This window comes from Pantoea phyllosphaerae (assembly GCF_051025595.1).
Lineage (GTDB): Bacteria > Pseudomonadota > Gammaproteobacteria > Enterobacterales > Enterobacteriaceae > Pantoea.
Window position 1 is genome coordinate 70,217 of record NZ_JBPFDE010000015.1, and the last position, 16,263, is coordinate 86,479.

Consider the following 16,263-nt stretch of genomic DNA (forward strand, 5'->3'; position numbering starts at 1 on the left):
ACCTTCATGATGCGGTTTTCGCTTTTTGCGGCTGGTATCTCGCCGCAGATTGCTGAATGATGAGGTTTTCTCTGTTTGTGCAGGAACCTCGTATGGATATGAACCAACGCTGGCAACGTCCTCTGCCTGACGATCGCCTGACGCCCTATATTGAAATCGATGCCGACAGGCTGGAAACCAATCTGCGGAGCATGCAGGAAAAAGCCAGCCGCGCAGGCGTCGCGCTCCGCCCCCATATCAAAACGCATAAAAGCCTCTATATCGCCCGTCGCCAGCGTTCGCTGGGCGCCTGCGGCATCACCGTCTCTAAGCCGAGCGAAGGCGAAGTCTTTATTCGCGGCGGCGAGCGCGATGTTCTGCTGGCCTACCCGGTAATTCGCGCTGACAGCATTGCGCCGCTGCTGAAGCTGGCAGCGCAGCATCAGGCGAAGGTGACCCTGATTGTCGATGCGCAACCTGGCGTAGCCGCGATTGCTGAGGCGCTGCGCCAGCAGCCTGATGCCGATGTTAGGGTGGCGATTAAAGTCGATGTTGGGCTCCATCGAATTGGCGTCGATCCGCATCGCGACGACGCGGTAAAGCTGGCACAGGCAGTGCAGGCAGCGCGGCTGCGTTTTGCCGGTCTGATCTCCCACGCCGGGCACGCCTACGGCGCGGGGAACCGTGACGCCATTGCGGAGATCGCGCAGCAAGAGGCGCGGCTGATGCAGCAGGTGCAAGGCCAGCTGCGCGCCGCGGGGTTCGCCCACTGCCCTGTTTCCGTCGGTGCGACGCCCACGGCGCTCGCCGCGCCGGTGGCTGATGGAACCGACGAGATCCGGCCGGGAAACTACGCCCTGCTCGATCTGACCGCCTGCCGCCTTGGCCTGAGCCGCGTTGACGCGCTGGCGCTGAGCGTGATCGCGCGCGTGGTTGCGGTAAACCGCCACTTCGCCATTATCGATGCCGGTTCTAAAATGTTGAGTTCGGATAAAGGTCCGCACGGCACCCTTGCCAGCGGCTTCGGCGTCGCTGTCGATGAGAGCGGCACCTGCTATGAGGTGAGTAAGCTATCGGAGGAGCATGGCTTTATCGCCTGGCAGGATAATGCGCCCCGCGTCGGCGCCCTGCTGCGTATCTACCCGAATCACAGCTGTGCGGTTATGGCGCAGTCGGACAGCTATGTGCTGCGTCACGCCGACGGTCGTGCAGAGCTCCAGCTGATTGACGCGCGCGGACGTTTCCTTTGATCGGTTCCGGCAGGCCGCCCGGCCTGCCGGACGAAACCCTGCCTACACCACACTTCTGGTTGTGGAGGATTCTCCCCCTGCATACAACATGTTTTAATGCCTTTTTAACCCGGTTCCGGAGGTAGCATGTTGTTGTCCCAGGTTGTCAGTCAGACCATTGCGCGTAACTGGTTAGATTTGTATGAAACTATCTGGAAACCGGAATACTTCGCCAAATGGGCCTCTGGACTGAGCAGCAGTACGCTGGAGCAGGAAGGCAGTTACTGGCGCGCGCGCGGGCCGGACGGTGCAGTAAAGCTTCGCTTTACCCCGCATAATCCCTTTGGCGTAATGGATCACTGGATTGACAGCGGCTTTGGTAAAGAGATTTATATGCCGATGCGCGTGGTCGCCAACGAACAGGGCGCGGAAGTGGTGATGGTGGTTTATCGCCAGCCGCTTATGTCTGACGGCAAATTTTCTCAGGATATTGAATGGGTAAGAAGCGATCTTGCTCGTCTCAACGCTCTGCTCACCCAGTAAAACCGGCGAAGAAGCCATCGATCTTTAGTCATGGCTGGGCCTTACGGCTCAGAAAAGTGAAAAAAGTTCAGTAAAAACGCATAAGCGTTTTCACCTTTTTCATAAGTCATCTTCGCTGTTCCCAACAGTTTCATTAAAGCCCGCTATCCGGGAAAATTCCTGGGTAGCTCACGCTGCCGTTTCGCTGTAACGCCTGAAATACATGCATTCCCTGTGAATGCGCATTTTTTATACCTGCCACTTCCCCTTTTTACTGCACAACGATTAATAAACCTTTAGAACGGAAGTAAAAAAATTTCATGCAAAGAGTGAATCCATTTATTTCTACAGCGGCTTTATCGGACTTTTCTTATGGTGTTAAATTAAAAAAAACGAGGTATAAATTAGCCACACACACAGCAACACTAATAATAACAACACCAGGAAATAAAAATGGACTGCTCAACTACGGCTCTGCTGTCAGAAGAAGAACTTGTTGAGATTGCCAGTAGGATGCTGGCTGGAGAATATAAAAATATAAAGGGATTTGCCCAGGACCTGGCCACTTTTCTGTTAACCACAGAAAAGACGGCCCTGTCCCGGGATAATAATAATGGGGACATTATTTACGTTTCAGAAATCCATCGCATTGAATCAATAATAACGGGTGAGGCCTGGCGTACTGCGTCTGGACTTCGCGCAGGCGAATGGCATTAATTATTAGTATAAAATAGCCTGCTATTTTATACGTCACATTTTACTCGGTACCTGTACCTAACGAGCATATCATGGCGATACGTGAACGAAGCCTTACCGGCGCAAAATGGTCGATTCTCTCATCGATCAAAATCATCGGCATTGGGGTACTTCAGCTCTCTTTACTGGCGCAAATACTGCAGGCTAACGAGCTTAACCTGCTGGCGATCGCCATCATCGGGCTGCTGGTCATCGATACGCTGGCCGATCGCAGCTTTTCCAACGCGCTGATCCGCAGCGGCACGCTGTCGGTACGCGATCAGTCGATGCTTTACTGGGGCAATATGCTGCTGAGCATGGTTATTTTCGCCGTGCTGTTTACCGGTAGCGATCTTATCGGTAACTACCTGCAGCAGCCTGAACTGGCTATTATGCTGGAAATGGTCTCTGTTATTTTTATTATTATTCCGCAGGGGCAACATTATCGCGCCGTTCTACAGCGTGAAAAGCAATTTACTCGCATCGCCTTTACTGAAACGTTATCGGTGCTTTTTGGCCTTGGCGTGACGTTATTTACCGTCTGGCTGACGCCCTCGGTACTGTGTGCCATCTGGGGTTATCTGGCATTGGCCTCAGTTCGCATGCTGACCTACTGCTATTATGGCCGCTCGAGCTTTCAGCCGGAATATCGTTTTAATCTCAAAGATTACAGTCGCATTCGCGCAAGAATCGCATAATAAAAACAAGTCTGTATGGTGGGCTCTGGGCATCTGATAAGATGCATTCGCGTGCTGGCGACAGCACGCTTTTTTCTTTTTATCCGCGCGATATTTTTATTTCTTCCCCAACTTTTCCTGACTGGCTAAGCGGCCTCTTTCACGCTTTCCCCGATAGCCTCGCCTTAATAGCGCTTCGCTTCATTGCCTGCCCTGTTGGTAATTCGTTTTTCTTATCCTGCCGCCGCCGCGCTACACTGACCTTCCCGCTACGTCGGCGTTTTTCCGCAGGCCGTCATAAGTTAAACTGATGCGAAGCAATCGCCTGAGAAATTCTCAGTTGCTGAGATTTCACTCACCCCGTAGCCTTGCCGCCCACCATCTGGAGCCAGCTATGTTATTAACCGTCCTCTATATTATCGGCATTACGGCGGAAGCCATGACAGGCGCGCTTGCCGCCGGACGACGCAAAATGGATCTGTTCGGCGTGATTATCATCGCGTCGGTCACGGCAATTGGCGGCGGATCGGTGCGGGATATTTTACTGGGCCATTACCCGCTCGGCTGGGTGAAGCATCCGGAATACATCATGATTGTTGCTGCTGCTGCCGTGCTGACGACCTGGCTTGCACCGCTGATGACCCACCTGCGCAAAGTTTTCCTGGTGCTGGATGCGTTAGGTTTGGTGGTCTTCTCGATTATTGGCGCGCAGGTGGCGCTGGACAGCGGCCATGCGATGATTATTGCCGCGATTGCCGCGGTGATTACCGGCGTATTCGGCGGCGTGCTGCGCGATATGTTCTGTAATCGTATTCCGCTGGTGTTTCAGAAAGAGCTCTATGCCGGTATCGCCTTTGCCTCCGGCTGGATTTATATCCTGTTGCTGAAAACCTCGCTGGCACATGAGGCTGTGGTAATTATTACGCTGCTGTTTGGCTTTCTGGCGCGCCTGCTGGCGCTGCGCTTCCGGCTTGGCCTGCCGGTTTTCAACTACCCTCATCCGGAGCACTGACCTCACCCGGAATGCCCTGCTGTCGCAGAAAAGCGATCAGCTTTTGTATCTGCGCGTCCTGCAGCATGGCGTGAATACGCTGCGCCAGGATCGCGCCGACGCCTGGCAGCGCCTGCCACTGCTGCACGTCGCGCTGCTGCACCTCGTCCCAGCTCCTGTCCGGCAAGGCGTTTAGCGCACGGCGCGGCAGCGGTATGCCGAGCGCGCCGATCCAGCGGCGCAGTGGCTGCTGACGGGTCAGGTTGAACTGATGCCAGAGCTGCTGCGCGCGCGTCGGGCTGATGCCTGAGCTCTGCGCGATTTGCTCCGGCGTCAGCGTCAGCCAGGAGAAAAGATGCGACATGGCGCGGTTCTCCAGCAGCCGCAGCCAGGTGCTGCGCTGCACACCCGCGATATCCAGCACCGATTTCTGGCTTAGCCAGCTTAGCCGCGCCAGCAGCTGCTGGCGGCAGGCGGGCGTAGCGCTCAGGCAGCTGAGCGGCGTAAAGCTTTCAGCATCCGGTGGCTGCGGGTAGTCGCGTTCTGCGACTCGCCAGATCACCCTTTCCAGACGAGGAATGCCCTGTCCCGCCAGGCTAATGGCCACCTGATCGCCGGGAATAACGTCCCATGCCCGCCAGCGCCGCAGTGAGCCGAGGTTCACGCGCCGGACAATTTTGTCGTCGAGCGCGACCGGCTGAAGGGTGAGCACCACAGCGATATTGCCGGTGCGACCGGTGGTGAAATCAACCGAACGTACTTCGCTGGTGGCGTCCGGCGGCTCAAACTTCCACGCCACCGCCCAGTCGCCCTCACCAGGCATCCAGCTTTGTCCGGCCGGGCGCATCGCCTGATGCACCACCACACCGTCCGTTGCGAAAGGCAGCGGCGCGTTGAACCAGCGTTCGCGCCAGACCGCGACCTCCTCTTCATCCCGTACCGGCTGACTCCACGCTTGCGCCAGATCCAGCCCCCAGTCAGCAAGCTGCCGCAGACGATCACCCATCCCAGCGGGCCCATCTGGCCATCCCCAGATAAACAAGCCGATATCGGCCAGCAGCGGCCCAGGCGTCTGACTCATCAGCGCGCCCGCTACCTGCGCCCGCGCGTTTTTACCGCCGTCGCGCGACTGGCGGTGATCGGTCATCTTCAGGAAGAGTTCGCCCTGCAGCACCACCCGCGGCGCATCGCTCTTAATCTTCAGCGGAATGTCGGGAATATAAGCTGCTTTCGCTAACCAGGATTCGCCGTGCAGCCCGTCACCGCGGCTAATTAATGCTGCCAGCTTTCCCGTCTCGTAGACCAGCGTGACCGCGACGCCGTCGATTTTCGGCTGCACCCATAAGTCGCGCCGATCCTGCATCCAGTACGCCAGCGCCAGCTTATCGCGCAGCTTTTTTACGCCGGTGTGCGCCACTGGATGCGCGACCCTGCCGCTGGCAGGCAGTTGCGAGTCATAGGTCGGGTGGGTGGGTGTGAAGCAGCGCTGCCAGCTTTTTAGCCGCTGCAGCAGCGTGTCATAGTCCGTATCGCGGACCAGGCTTTGGCCATCGCGGTAGTAGGCCTGGTCCCAGCGCTCCAGCTGCCGCTGCAGACGGGCGATCTCCTCGCCGGCGCGCGCAGGCGTCCATGCCGGACAAAGCGCCTGCGCTGAGCCAGCAGCCAGCAGCAACAGGTATAATCTCTCTTTCATAATGCGCCTCCTCGACGTTTCGCCTATTGAAGCGGCGCGAAATCGGCGGAGCGACGGCCAAAACAGCGAAATGGAAGGGAACAGGCAGAAAACAGAGGCGTTTGCAGGCTGGAAATCGCGGTTTTACGCGCCGGGCCGCAAAAGATTTAGCGCAGCGCCATGCGCAAACGCTGCGTGACCGCCTTAAGCCGTGTATACTTTGCAGGAAATCGACTCCGCTCTTTACTCAATTCAAGAAGACCATGGCTCAAGGCACGCTTTTTATTGTTTCCGCCCCCAGCGGCGCGGGTAAATCCAGCCTGATTCAGGCGTTATTAAAGACACAACCGCTGTACGATACGCAGGTGTCTGTCTCTCATACCACCCGCGGCATGCGTCCCGGCGAAGCCCATGGCGAACACTATTACTTCGTCTCAAAAGATGAGTTTGAAGCGATGATCGCGGAAGACGCCTTCCTCGAGCATGCTAAAGTCTTCGACAACTATTACGGCACGTCGCGTAAAGCGATCGAGCAGGTGCTCTCCACTGGCGTCGATGTGTTTCTTGATATCGACTGGCAGGGCGCGCAGCAGATCCGTGCGAAAATGCCCGCCGCGCGCAGCATCTTCGTGCTGCCGCCTTCGCAGGACGAGCTGGACCGCCGTCTGCGCGGCCGCGGTCAGGACAGCGAAGAGGTGATTGCCCGCCGCATGGCGCAGGCGGTCTCCGAGATGAGCCACTACGCCGAATACGACTATTTAATTATCAATGATGATTTCGATCTGGCGCTGTCGGATCTGAAGACCATCATCCGCGCTGAACGCCTGCGCATGGGGCGCCAGAAGGCGCGTCATGATGCTTTAATCAGCAAACTATTGGCAGTCTGAAGACAGTTTCAGTATTATGCCCAGTCATTTCTTCATCTGTGGAGTAGCACACCTATGGCACGCGTAACCGTTCAGGACGCAGTAGAAAAAATTGGTAACCGTTTTGACCTGGTGTTGGTCGCTGCACGCCGTGCACGTCAGATGCAGGTAGGCGGCAAAGATCCGCTGGTTCCGGAAGAGAACGATAAAGCCACCGTTATCGCCCTGCGCGAAATCGAAGAAGGCCTGATCACTAACCAGATCCTCGACGTGCGCGATCGTCAGGAGCAGCAAGAGCAGGAAGCCGCTGAATTGCAAGCCGTTACCGCTATCGCTGAAGGTCGTCGTTAACAGCAACCTGCAGGCCAACCTTGTATCTGTTTGAAAGCCTCAATCAGCTGATTGAAAAATACCTGCCGGAGGAGCAAATCAAGCGCCTCCAGCAAGCGTATCTTGTCGCACGTGATGCTCACGAGGGACAGACACGCTCCAGCGGCGAGCCCTACATTACCCATCCTGTTGCCGTTGCCTGCATTCTGGCGGAGATGAAGCTCGACCATGAAACGCTCATGGCCGCGCTGCTGCATGATGTGATTGAAGACACGCCAGCAACCTACCAGGATATGGAGCAGCTGTTCGGCAAAAGCGTGGCGGAGCTGGTGGAAGGCGTATCCAAGCTGGATAAGCTGACCTTCCGCGACAAGAAAGAGGCGCAGGCCGAGAACTTCCGCAAGATGATCATGGCGATGGTGCAGGATATCCGCGTCATTCTCATCAAGCTGGCCGACCGCACGCACAATATGCGTACGCTGGGTTCGCTGCGTCCAGACAAGCGTCGTCGCATCGCGCTGGAAACCCTGGAGATCTACTCTCCGCTGGCGCATCGCCTGGGTATCCACCACCTGAAAATCGAGCTGGAAGAGCTGGGTTTTGAGGCGCTCTACCCTAATCGCTATCGCGTGATTAAAGAGGTCGTCAAAGCGGCGCGCGGCAACCGCAAAGAGATGATCCAGAAGATCCTGTCGGAAATCGACGGACGCCTGCAGGAAGCGGGCATTCCCTGCCGCGTCAGCGGCCGTGAAAAACATCTCTACTCGATCTACCGCAAAATGACGCTGAAAGAGCAGCGTTTTCACTCCATCATGGATATCTACGCCTTCCGCGTGATCGTGAAGGACGTGGACACCTGCTACCGCGTGCTCGGTCAGATGCACAGCCTGTACAAACCGCGTCCAGGCCGGATGAAAGATTACATCGCCATCCCCAAAGCCAACGGCTATCAGTCGCTGCATACCTCAATGATCGGTCCGCACGGCGTGCCGGTCGAGGTGCAGATCCGCACCGAAGATATGGATCAGATGGCAGAGATGGGGGTCGCCGCGCACTGGGCTTATAAACAGGCGGGCGAAAGCGGCACGACCGCGCAGATCCGCGCCCAGCGCTGGCTGCAAAGCCTGCTGGAGCTGCAGCAGAGCGCGGGCAGCTCATTTGAATTTATCGAGAGCGTGAAATCCGATCTCTTCCCTGACGAGATTTACGTCTTTACGCCGGAAGGCCGCATCGTCGAGCTGCCGGCCGGTGCGACGCCGGTCGATTTCGCCTATGCGGTGCATACCGATATCGGCCATGCCTGCGTCGGTGCGCGCGTCGATCGCCAGCCCTATCCGCTCTCACAGCCGCTGACCAGCGGCCAGACGGTAGAGATCATTACGGCGCCGGGCGCACGTCCCAACGCCGCCTGGCTCAACTTCGTCGTCAGTTCCAAAGCGCGCGCCAAAATTCGCCAGCTGCTGAAAAACCTCAAGCGCGAAGACTCCGTCAATCTTGGCCGTCGCCTGCTGAGCCACGCGCTTGGTGGCAGCCGCAAGCTGGCGGAGATTTCGCCCGCGAACATTAAGCAAGAGCTGGATCGCATGAAGCTGACGTCGCTGGACGATCTGCTGGCGGAGATCGGCCTCGGTAATGCCATGAGCGTGGTGGTGGCGAAGAACCTGCTGCAGTCGAGCAATGCGACGCCGCCGAGCAGCAGCAAACGCGGCAAGCTGCCGATCAAAGGCGCAGACGGCGTCCTGATCACCTTCGCCAAGTGCTGCCGTCCGATTCCCGGCGATCCCATCGTGGCCCACGTCAGCCCCGGCAAGGGACTGGTGGTGCATCACGAATCCTGTCGAAATATTCGCGGCTACCAGAAAGAGCCGGAAAAATTCATGCCGGTAGAGTGGGATAAGGTCACCGATCAGGAGTTCGTGGCGGAGATTAAAGTCGACATGTTCAACCATCAGGGCGCGCTGGCGAACCTGACAGCGGCGATCAATACCGCAGGCTCGAACATCCAGAGCCTTAATACCGAAGAGCGCGACGGCCGCGTTTACAGCGCGTTTATCCGCCTGACCGCGCACGATCGCGTCCATCTGGCGAACATTATGCGTAAAATTCGCGTGATGCCGGACGTGATCAAAGTCCACCGAAACCGTAACTAGCGCATGAACGCCCAACGCTTCGCTCGTATTCAGGAGATGCTGGCGCTTCGCCAGCACGACCTCACCGTCTGTATGGAACAGGTGCATAAACCGCACAACGTATCGGCGGTGATCCGCACGGCGGATGCGGTGGGCATTCACGAAGTGCACGCCGTCTGGCCCAGCGAGCGGATGCGCACCATGGTTTCCGCTTCCGCCGGCAGCAACAGCTGGGTGAAAGTTAAAACTCACCGCACTATCGCCCAGGCAGTTACCCACCTGAAAGATCGCGGCATGCAGGTGCTGGCGACCAACCTGTCGGCCAGAGCGGTCGATTTTCGCGACATAGATTACACCCGCCCGACCTGCATTCTGATGGGTCAGGAAAAAACAGGCATCACCGCCGAAGCGCTGGCGCTGGCCGATCGCGACATCATTATTCCTATGGTCGGCATGGTGCAGTCGCTGAACGTCTCCGTGGCCTCTGCGCTGATCCTTTACGAAGCGCAGCGCCAGCGGCAGAACGCCGGACTCTATCAGCGCCAGCACAGCCTGCTGGACGAAGAGGAGCAGCAGCGCCTGCTGTTCGAAGGCGGCTATCCGGTGCTGGCGCGCGTGGCGAAGCAGAAAGGTCTGCCCTATCCGCATATCAACGCTCAGGGTGAAGTGGAAGCTGACGCCGACTGGTGGGCCAGCATGCAGGCCACGGGGAAAAAGAAATGAAAGGCCGCCTGCTGGATGCCATACCGCTCAGTACCCTGACCGGCGTCGGCGCCAGTCAGGCGGCGAAGCTGGCTAAGCTCGGCCTGCATACCATTCAGGATCTGCTGCTCCATCTCCCGCTACGCTACGAAGACCGCACCCAACTCTATGCCATTAACGATCTGCTGCCCGGCATCTGGGCCACGGTAGAGGGCGAGGTTTTGCAGTCGGACATCTCCTTTGGCCGACGCCGCATGCTGGTATGTCAGATCAGCGATGGCAGCGGCGTGCTCACTATGCGTTTCTTCAACTTCAATGCCGGGATGAAGAACAGCCTGGCGCCGGGTCGTCGCGTAACCGCCTATGGCGAGATCAAGCGCGGCCAGCGCGGCGCGGAAATCATTCACCCCGAGTATCGCGTTCAGGGCGAGCAGAGTCCGGTTACGCTGGAAGAGACCCTGACGCCGGTCTATCCCACCACCGAAGGTATCCGTCAGGCCACGCTGCGCAGCCTTACCGATCAGGCGCTGACGCTGCTGGAGAGCGTGCCGATCGCCGAACTGCTGCCGCAGGAGCTGGCGCAGGGATTGATTAGCCTGCCGGAGGCGCTGCGCACGCTGCATCGTCCGCCGCCGGACCTGCGCCTGAGCGAGCTGGAGCATGGCCGCCATCCGGCGCAGCGTCGTCTGATCCTGGAAGAGCTGCTGGCGCACAACCTCAGCATGCTGGCGGTACGCGCCGGCGCGCAGCGCTATTACGCGCTGCCGATGGCGCCGCGCCATACGCTGAGCGACAAACTGCTGGCTGCATTGCCCTTCTCACCGACCAACGCGCAAAAACGCGTGGTGCAGGAGATTGAGCGCGATCTGACCAACGATTTCCCAATGATGCGCCTGGTGCAGGGCGACGTGGGATCCGGTAAAACCCTGGTCGCGGCGCTGGCGGCGCTCGACGTCATCGCCCACGGTAAACAGGTGGCACTGATGGCGCCCACCGAGCTGCTGGCAGAGCAGCACGCCAGTAACTTCCGCAGCTGGTTTGCGCCGCTGGGCATCGAAGTCGGCTGGCTGGCTGGCAAACAGAAAGGCAAAGCGCGACAGGCGCAGCAGGAGGCGATCGCCAGCGGACAGGTGGCGATGGTGGTCGGCACGCATGCGCTGTTTCAGGAGCAGGTGCAGTTCAACGGCCTGGCGCTGGTGATTATCGACGAGCAGCATCGTTTCGGCGTGCATCAGCGGCTGGCGCTGTGGGAGAAAGGCGAAGAGCAGGGCTTCCATCCGCATCAGCTGATTATGACCGCGACGCCGATTCCGCGCACCCTGGCGATGACCGCCTACGCCGATCTCGATACCTCGACCATTGACGAGCTGCCGCCGGGCCGTACGCCGGTCACCACCGTCGCTATCCCCGACAGCCGCCGCGATGACATCATCGCCCGCGTGCGGCACGCCTGCCAGGATGGCCGCCAGGCTTACTGGGTCTGCACGCTGATCGAAGAGTCCGATCTGCTGGAGGCACAGGCAGCGGAAGCGAGCTGGGAAGCCCTGAAAGTCGCGCTGCCCGACCTGAATATTGGTCTGGTACACGGCCGCATGAAGCCCGCAGAGAAGCAGGCGGTCATGGCAGCCTTCAAGGCCAATGAGATGCAGCTGCTGGTGGCGACCACGGTGATTGAAGTCGGGGTCGACGTGCCTAACGCCAGCCTGATGATTATCGAAAACCCGGAACGCCTGGGGCTGGCGCAGCTGCATCAGCTGCGCGGACGCGTCGGGCGCGGCGCAGTGGCGTCGCACTGCGTATTGCTCTACAAAGCGCCGCTGAGCAAAACCGCGCAGCGTCGTTTGCAGGTGCTGCGCGACAGCAACGACGGCTTCGTCATCGCCCAGCACGATCTGGAGATTCGCGGTCCGGGCGAGCTGCTGGGCACGCGCCAGACCGGCAACGCCGAGTTTAAGGTAGCGGATCTGCTGCGCGATCAGGCGATGGTGCCGGATGTACAGCGCGTGGCGCGCCATATCCACCAGCACTATCCTGAACAGGCGAAGGCGCTGATCGAGCGCTGGCTGCCGGAAACTGCACGCTATACCAACGTCTGATTCCCTCTCCTCTCTGATCTGACTGCGCTTGCGCCTGGACGCGCATAAGATAAAGGCTGGCAAACGATTGCTTTCAGCCATCAGCGGTTTAAAATCCCCCTCTTCACAGACCGGGAAGCCACTTTATGTCCGTTAATCAACCAGACGTCACACACCCTACATCGACGCCGCCGCGCCAGAGCGAACTGATTTACCGTCTTGAGGATCGTCCGCCGCTGCCGCAAACGCTGTTTGCCGCCGGTCAGCATCTGCTGGCGATGTTTGTGGCGGTCATCACGCCCGCGCTGCTGATTTGTCAGGCGCTGGGCCTGCCTGCGCAGGATACGCAGCACATTATCAGCATGTCGCTGTTCGCCTCCGGCGTCGCCTCGCTACTGCAGATTAAAACCTGGGGCCCGGTTGGCTCGGGCCTGCTGTCGATTCAGGGCACCAGCTTCAACTTTGTCACGCCCCTGATTATGGGCGGCATGGCGCTGAAAAACGGCGGCGCCGACGTGCCGACCATGATGGCGGCGCTGTTCGGCACGCTGATGGTGGCCTCCTGTACTGAAATGGTGCTGTCGCGCGTTCTGCACCTGGCGCGCCGCATTATCACTCCGCTGGTCTCCGGCATTGTAGTGATGATTATCGGCCTGTCGCTGATTCAGGTCGGCCTGACCTCTATTGGCGGCGGCTTCGCCGCGATGAACGATCACAGCTTCGGCGCGCCGAAAAACCTGCTGCTGGCGGGCGTGGTGCTGGCGGTGATCATCCTGCTCAACCGTCAGCGCAATCCTTATCTGCGCGTCGCGTCGCTGGTTATCGCCATGGCGATCGGCTATCTCGCCGCCTGGCTGATGGATATGCTGCCGCCAACCGCCGCGCCGACCAGCCAGCCGCTGGTCGCAGTGCCGACGCCCCTCTATTATGGGCTGGGCTTCGACTGGAACCTGCTGGTGCCGCTGATGCTGGTGTTTATGGTCACCTCACTGGAGACGATCGGCGATATTACCGCGACCTCGGATGTTTCAGAGCAGCCGGTGAGCGGTCCGCTCTATATGCAGCGTCTGAAAGGCGGTGTGCTGGCGAACGGGCTGAACTCATTTGTCTCCGCGCTGTTTAATACCTTTCCCAACTCCTGTTTTGGCCAGAACAACGGCGTTATCCAGCTGACCGGCGTCGCCAGCCGCTACGTCGGCTTTGTGGTCGCGCTAATGCTGATCGTGCTGGGTCTGTTTCCAGCGGTGAGCGGTTTTGTGCAGCATATTCCGGAACCGGTGCTGGGTGGCGCGACCATCGTCATGTTCGGCACCATCGCCGCCTCCGGCGTACGCATCGTGTCGCGCGAGCCGCTGAACCGCCGTGCGATTATGATTATCGCGCTGTCGCTTGCGGTCGGGCTGGGCGTATCACAGCAGCCGCTGATCCTGCAGTTCGCGCCAGACTGGCTGAAGACCCTGCTCTCTTCCGGCATCGCCGCAGGCGGCATCACCGCCATCGTGCTGAACCTGATCTTTCCGCAGGAAAAGTAACCTCTCCGGCGGGCGGCGGCCCGCCTCTGCTATTTATTCGTATTTACATCCAGGCTGTTGAGCTACAACGGTAATTCAGGCATAACAAGCACTGACCGGAAAGATGGCGGGATGGATACAATGAAATTTCTTGGAAAATTTTTTCTTACGGTACTATTGCTGCTGGTGCTGACCCTGGTGGTGATCTACGTTCTGCTGCAGACGCAGTGGGGCGCAGGCTGGTTCAGCCGCTACGTGAGCGATAAAACGGCCTGGCATCTCTCCATCAGTAAGATAGAGCACAACTTTTCCTCGCCTTCGCACATCATTCTCGACAACGTTACCTTTGGTCATGACGGCCAGCCAGCCGCCGTGGTGGCGAAGCGCGTCGATCTCGGATTCGCGCTGCTGCAGTTCAGCGATCCGCTGCACTTCGGCAGCATCGAGCTGCGCGACGGCGCGGTGAATCTGGCAAACCTGACGCCTGGCGACGCGCTGCCTTTCCAGGCAGGACGCCTGCAGCTGAATAATATGCGCATAGACAGTCCAGACTCGCCGCTTCCGCTTACGGCTCAGCGGGTAAACGGCGGCGTTATGCCATGGAAACCCACGACGAAGAGCATGCTGGGCAGCGACGCGCAGTTTCAGATGAGCGCTGGCGGCCTGACGCTGAACAAGGTGTCGGGCGCTAACGTCCTGATTCAGGGCAGCGTAGCGCAGGGTCGCATGCTCTTCAGCAACGTCGGCGCCGATCTGGCGCGCGGTTCGATGACCGGCAGCGCCGAGCGCGACGCGCAGGGCAACTGGCTGATCCACCAGCTTCGCCTCAACGATATTCGCCTGCAAACCGCCCAGAGCCTGACGGACTTCCTGCGGCCAATTCAGGCGCTGCCTTCCGTTACCATTAATCGTCTGGATATGACCGATGCGCGCCTGCAGGGTCCGGACTGGGCGGTTACCGATCTCGATCTGACGCTGAAAAACCTGACCTGGCAAGGCGATGACTGGCGCAGCGACGACGGTTCGATCGCGCTGAACGCCAGCAACTTTATCAACGGACGCTTTGAGCTTAACGATCCGATCCTCAATCTCGACCTGTCGCCGCAGGGTATCGCGTTGACCCAGTTTAGCTCGCGCTGGGCCAATGGCGTGATCCGCGCCGACGGCCGCTGGAGCCGCAGCGACAAGCGCCTGACGCTGAATAATCTGGCGGTCGCCGGACTGGAATATACGCTGCCGGAAACGTGGCGCGATCGCTGGCAGGCGGCGCTGCCGACCTGGCTCGATTCGCTGGAGGTGCGACGCTTCACCTCTAATCGCAACCTGATCATCGATATCAATCCGGCGTTTCCGTTTCAGATGACCTCGCTGGAGGGCAGCGGCGAAAATCTGCTGCTGGCGCGTCAGCATCAGTGGGGGATCTGGTCAGGCAAGCTGAGTCTTAACGCCGCCGAGGCGACATTTAACCGCGTCGACTTGCGCCATCCGTCGCTCACTCTTATCGCCGACGATCGGCAGATCCAGGTGACAGAGATGAGCGCTTTTAGCGGTAATGGACTGCTGGAAGGATCGGCCAGCGTCGGCCAGCAGCCAGATCGGCCGGTGGCGCTGACGCTGAAAGGCCAGGCGGTGCCCGCAGGGATACTACAAAACTGGGGCTGGCCTGCGCTGCCCGCGGGCGGCCCGAGCAATTTTCAGCTTCAGCTCAACGCCTCGCTCAAGGCGAACGCGCCGTTGAAATCCTCGGCGAGCGGCTCGCTCTCGCTGCGTACCGACACGCAGCAGGTTGAGCAGCAGATGCAGGCGGGCGAAGTCAGATAAAGAGTGCACCAGGGCCGCATATCAGCCCTGGTGATTTAGTTGATGCGCGCGCCGGACCCGCCCTCTTCCAGCGGCTCGTCGGGATCGGCGGGCAGCACGATATAGACCCCTTCAAATACCGCGCCCGGCTCCTCATTGCCATACAGCTCGACTTCAAGGCGCACGCGCGCTTTGCGTCCGCGCGCCAGGCGATCCAGATCGCCGCTCATCGAACCGATATCGGCAATCGCACCGGGACGGCCGGCGATCGGCTTACTGTAGCGAATATGGGCGTCCGCCAGGATGATAGTGCCGCCAAGATGGCGCTCGCGCAGCAGCAGCCAGATTAACCCCCAGCCGGTCAGGGTCGCCAGCGAGAAGAGGCTGCCGGCAAACAGGGTGTGGTGCGGGTTCTGGTTGCCGGTTTCCGGCATGGTGGTAATAAATTTTTGCCCGGTGAACTGCAAAATGCGCACGCCCATCTTCTCGCTGAGCGGAATATTGTCATACCAGGCCTGCTGCAGCTGACCGCACCAGTCAGCGCGATGCAGAATATCGTCCAGCGTTACCACCGGCTTAATCATCAGGAAGTGGCGCACCGGCGTGGTCTGCGGCGCGGTGATCTCTCCCTGATTGAGGTAGCCCAGCTTGGCGAAAAACTCGACCGCGTCTTCGCGCGCGGCGCAGGTTACGCGCTTCACGCCTTCCTGCCGCGCCACCGATTCCAGCGTCATCGCCACCAGCGTGCCCAGCCCTTTCCCCTGCACCGACGGATGCACGGCAAGGAAGCGAATCGAGGCTTCGTTGTCGGCATTGATATAGAGACGTCCGGCGGCCACCGGCTGACCGTGCTCGTCCACCACCATCTGATGATGCGCCAGCGCGTCCCAGCCGTCCCGCTCGGAGCCCTGCGGCTGGCGCAGCGGCTTGCGTAACATTTCCCAGCGGAACTGGTAGTACATATCCAGCTCTTCCGCCGTTTGCGGTACCCGAAGATGATACATAAAGTGGTTCTCTCGTTCAGAGCTTGCGTGGCCAGTCCCGT

13 protein-coding genes and 1 pseudogene are annotated in these 16,263 nt (G+C 59.2%); 12 read left to right on the forward strand and 2 right to left on the reverse strand.

All coding sequences use genetic code 11. The annotated features are described in order from the left end of the window. Window positions 1-92: 92 nt before the first annotated feature. From ACR6A7_RS17785 to ACR6A7_RS17805, 5 genes are all read left to right on the forward strand, one after another. Entirely contained in the window at window positions 93-1,229 is a 1,137-nt protein-coding gene (locus tag ACR6A7_RS17785) for an alanine racemase (RefSeq protein WP_434126465.1), read from the forward strand. Window positions 1,230-1,355: 126 nt separating this feature from the next. Then, entirely contained in the window at window positions 1,356-1,751 is a 396-nt protein-coding gene (locus ACR6A7_RS17790) for a polyketide cyclase (RefSeq protein ID WP_434126466.1), read from the forward strand. Between the two features lie 432 nt (window positions 1,752-2,183). Beyond that, entirely contained in the window at window positions 2,184-2,447 is a 264-nt protein-coding gene (locus ACR6A7_RS17795) for a hypothetical protein (RefSeq protein WP_434126467.1), read from the forward strand. 71 nt (window positions 2,448-2,518) lie between these two features. Continuing rightward, window positions 2,519-3,163: an oligosaccharide flippase family protein gene (locus ACR6A7_RS17800; protein ID WP_434126468.1), complete on the forward strand. Its 645-nt coding sequence runs from the start codon at window positions 2,519-2,521 to the stop codon at window positions 3,161-3,163. Window positions 3,164-3,536: 373 nt separating this feature from the next. Then, window positions 3,537-4,154 (forward strand): trimeric intracellular cation channel family protein, encoded by a 618-nt coding sequence (locus tag ACR6A7_RS17805; RefSeq protein ID WP_033754272.1) that lies wholly within the window; start codon window positions 3,537-3,539, stop codon window positions 4,152-4,154. On the opposite strand, the pseudogene ligB reads toward ACR6A7_RS17805, so the two are convergent. Then, a pseudogene (gene ligB, locus ACR6A7_RS17810) lies at window positions 4,095-5,826 on the reverse strand (NAD-dependent DNA ligase LigB); the annotation flags it as partial. The gene ACR6A7_RS17805 and the pseudogene ligB overlap by 60 nt on opposite strands. 242 nt (window positions 5,827-6,068) lie before the next feature. On the opposite strand from ligB, the gene gmk reads away from it, so the two are divergent. The 7 genes from gmk to ACR6A7_RS17845 all read left to right on the forward strand — a co-directional run bounded on the left by gmk (window position 6,069) and on the right by ACR6A7_RS17845 (window position 15,239). Next, entirely contained in the window at window positions 6,069-6,692 is a 624-nt protein-coding gene (gene gmk / locus ACR6A7_RS17815; RefSeq protein WP_033754269.1) for a guanylate kinase, read from the forward strand. A 54-nt stretch (window positions 6,693-6,746) separates the two neighbouring features. Then, entirely contained in the window at window positions 6,747-7,022 is a 276-nt protein-coding gene (gene rpoZ / locus ACR6A7_RS17820; protein WP_013511051.1) for a DNA-directed RNA polymerase subunit omega, read from the forward strand. A 20-nt stretch (window positions 7,023-7,042) separates the two neighbouring features. Then, the gene (gene spoT, locus ACR6A7_RS17825; protein ID WP_434126471.1) at window positions 7,043-9,151 is read left to right on the forward strand and encodes a bifunctional GTP diphosphokinase/guanosine-3',5'-bis pyrophosphate 3'-pyrophosphohydrolase; all 2,109 of its coding nucleotides are present in this window, start codon (window positions 7,043-7,045) and stop codon (window positions 9,149-9,151) included. A 3-nt stretch (window positions 9,152-9,154) separates the two neighbouring features. Then, window positions 9,155-9,853: a tRNA (guanosine(18)-2'-O)-methyltransferase TrmH gene (gene trmH, locus ACR6A7_RS17830; protein WP_434126473.1), complete on the forward strand. Its 699-nt coding sequence runs from the start codon at window positions 9,155-9,157 to the stop codon at window positions 9,851-9,853. Beyond that, window positions 9,850-11,928 (forward strand): ATP-dependent DNA helicase RecG, encoded by a 2,079-nt coding sequence (gene recG, locus ACR6A7_RS17835; protein WP_434126475.1) that lies wholly within the window; start codon window positions 9,850-9,852, stop codon window positions 11,926-11,928. The genes trmH and recG overlap by 4 nt, the downstream gene beginning before the upstream one ends. 125 nt (window positions 11,929-12,053) lie before the next feature. Further along, complete coding sequence (locus ACR6A7_RS17840; RefSeq protein WP_434126477.1) at window positions 12,054-13,439, forward strand: nucleobase:cation symporter-2 family protein; 1,386 nt, start codon at window positions 12,054-12,056, stop codon at window positions 13,437-13,439. A gap of 120 nt (window positions 13,440-13,559) precedes the next feature. Next, window positions 13,560-15,239: an AsmA family protein gene (locus ACR6A7_RS17845; protein WP_434126479.1), complete on the forward strand. Its 1,680-nt coding sequence runs from the start codon at window positions 13,560-13,562 to the stop codon at window positions 15,237-15,239. Window positions 15,240-15,274: 35 nt separating this feature from the next. On the opposite strand, the gene fabY is transcribed toward ACR6A7_RS17845, so the two are convergent. After that, window positions 15,275-16,222 carry a fatty acid biosynthesis protein FabY gene (gene fabY / locus ACR6A7_RS17850; RefSeq protein WP_033754253.1) on the reverse strand — a complete coding sequence of 316 codons (948 nt, stop codon included), beginning with the start codon at window positions 16,220-16,222 and terminating at the stop codon, window positions 15,275-15,277. Window positions 16,223-16,263: the final 41 nt, after the last annotated feature.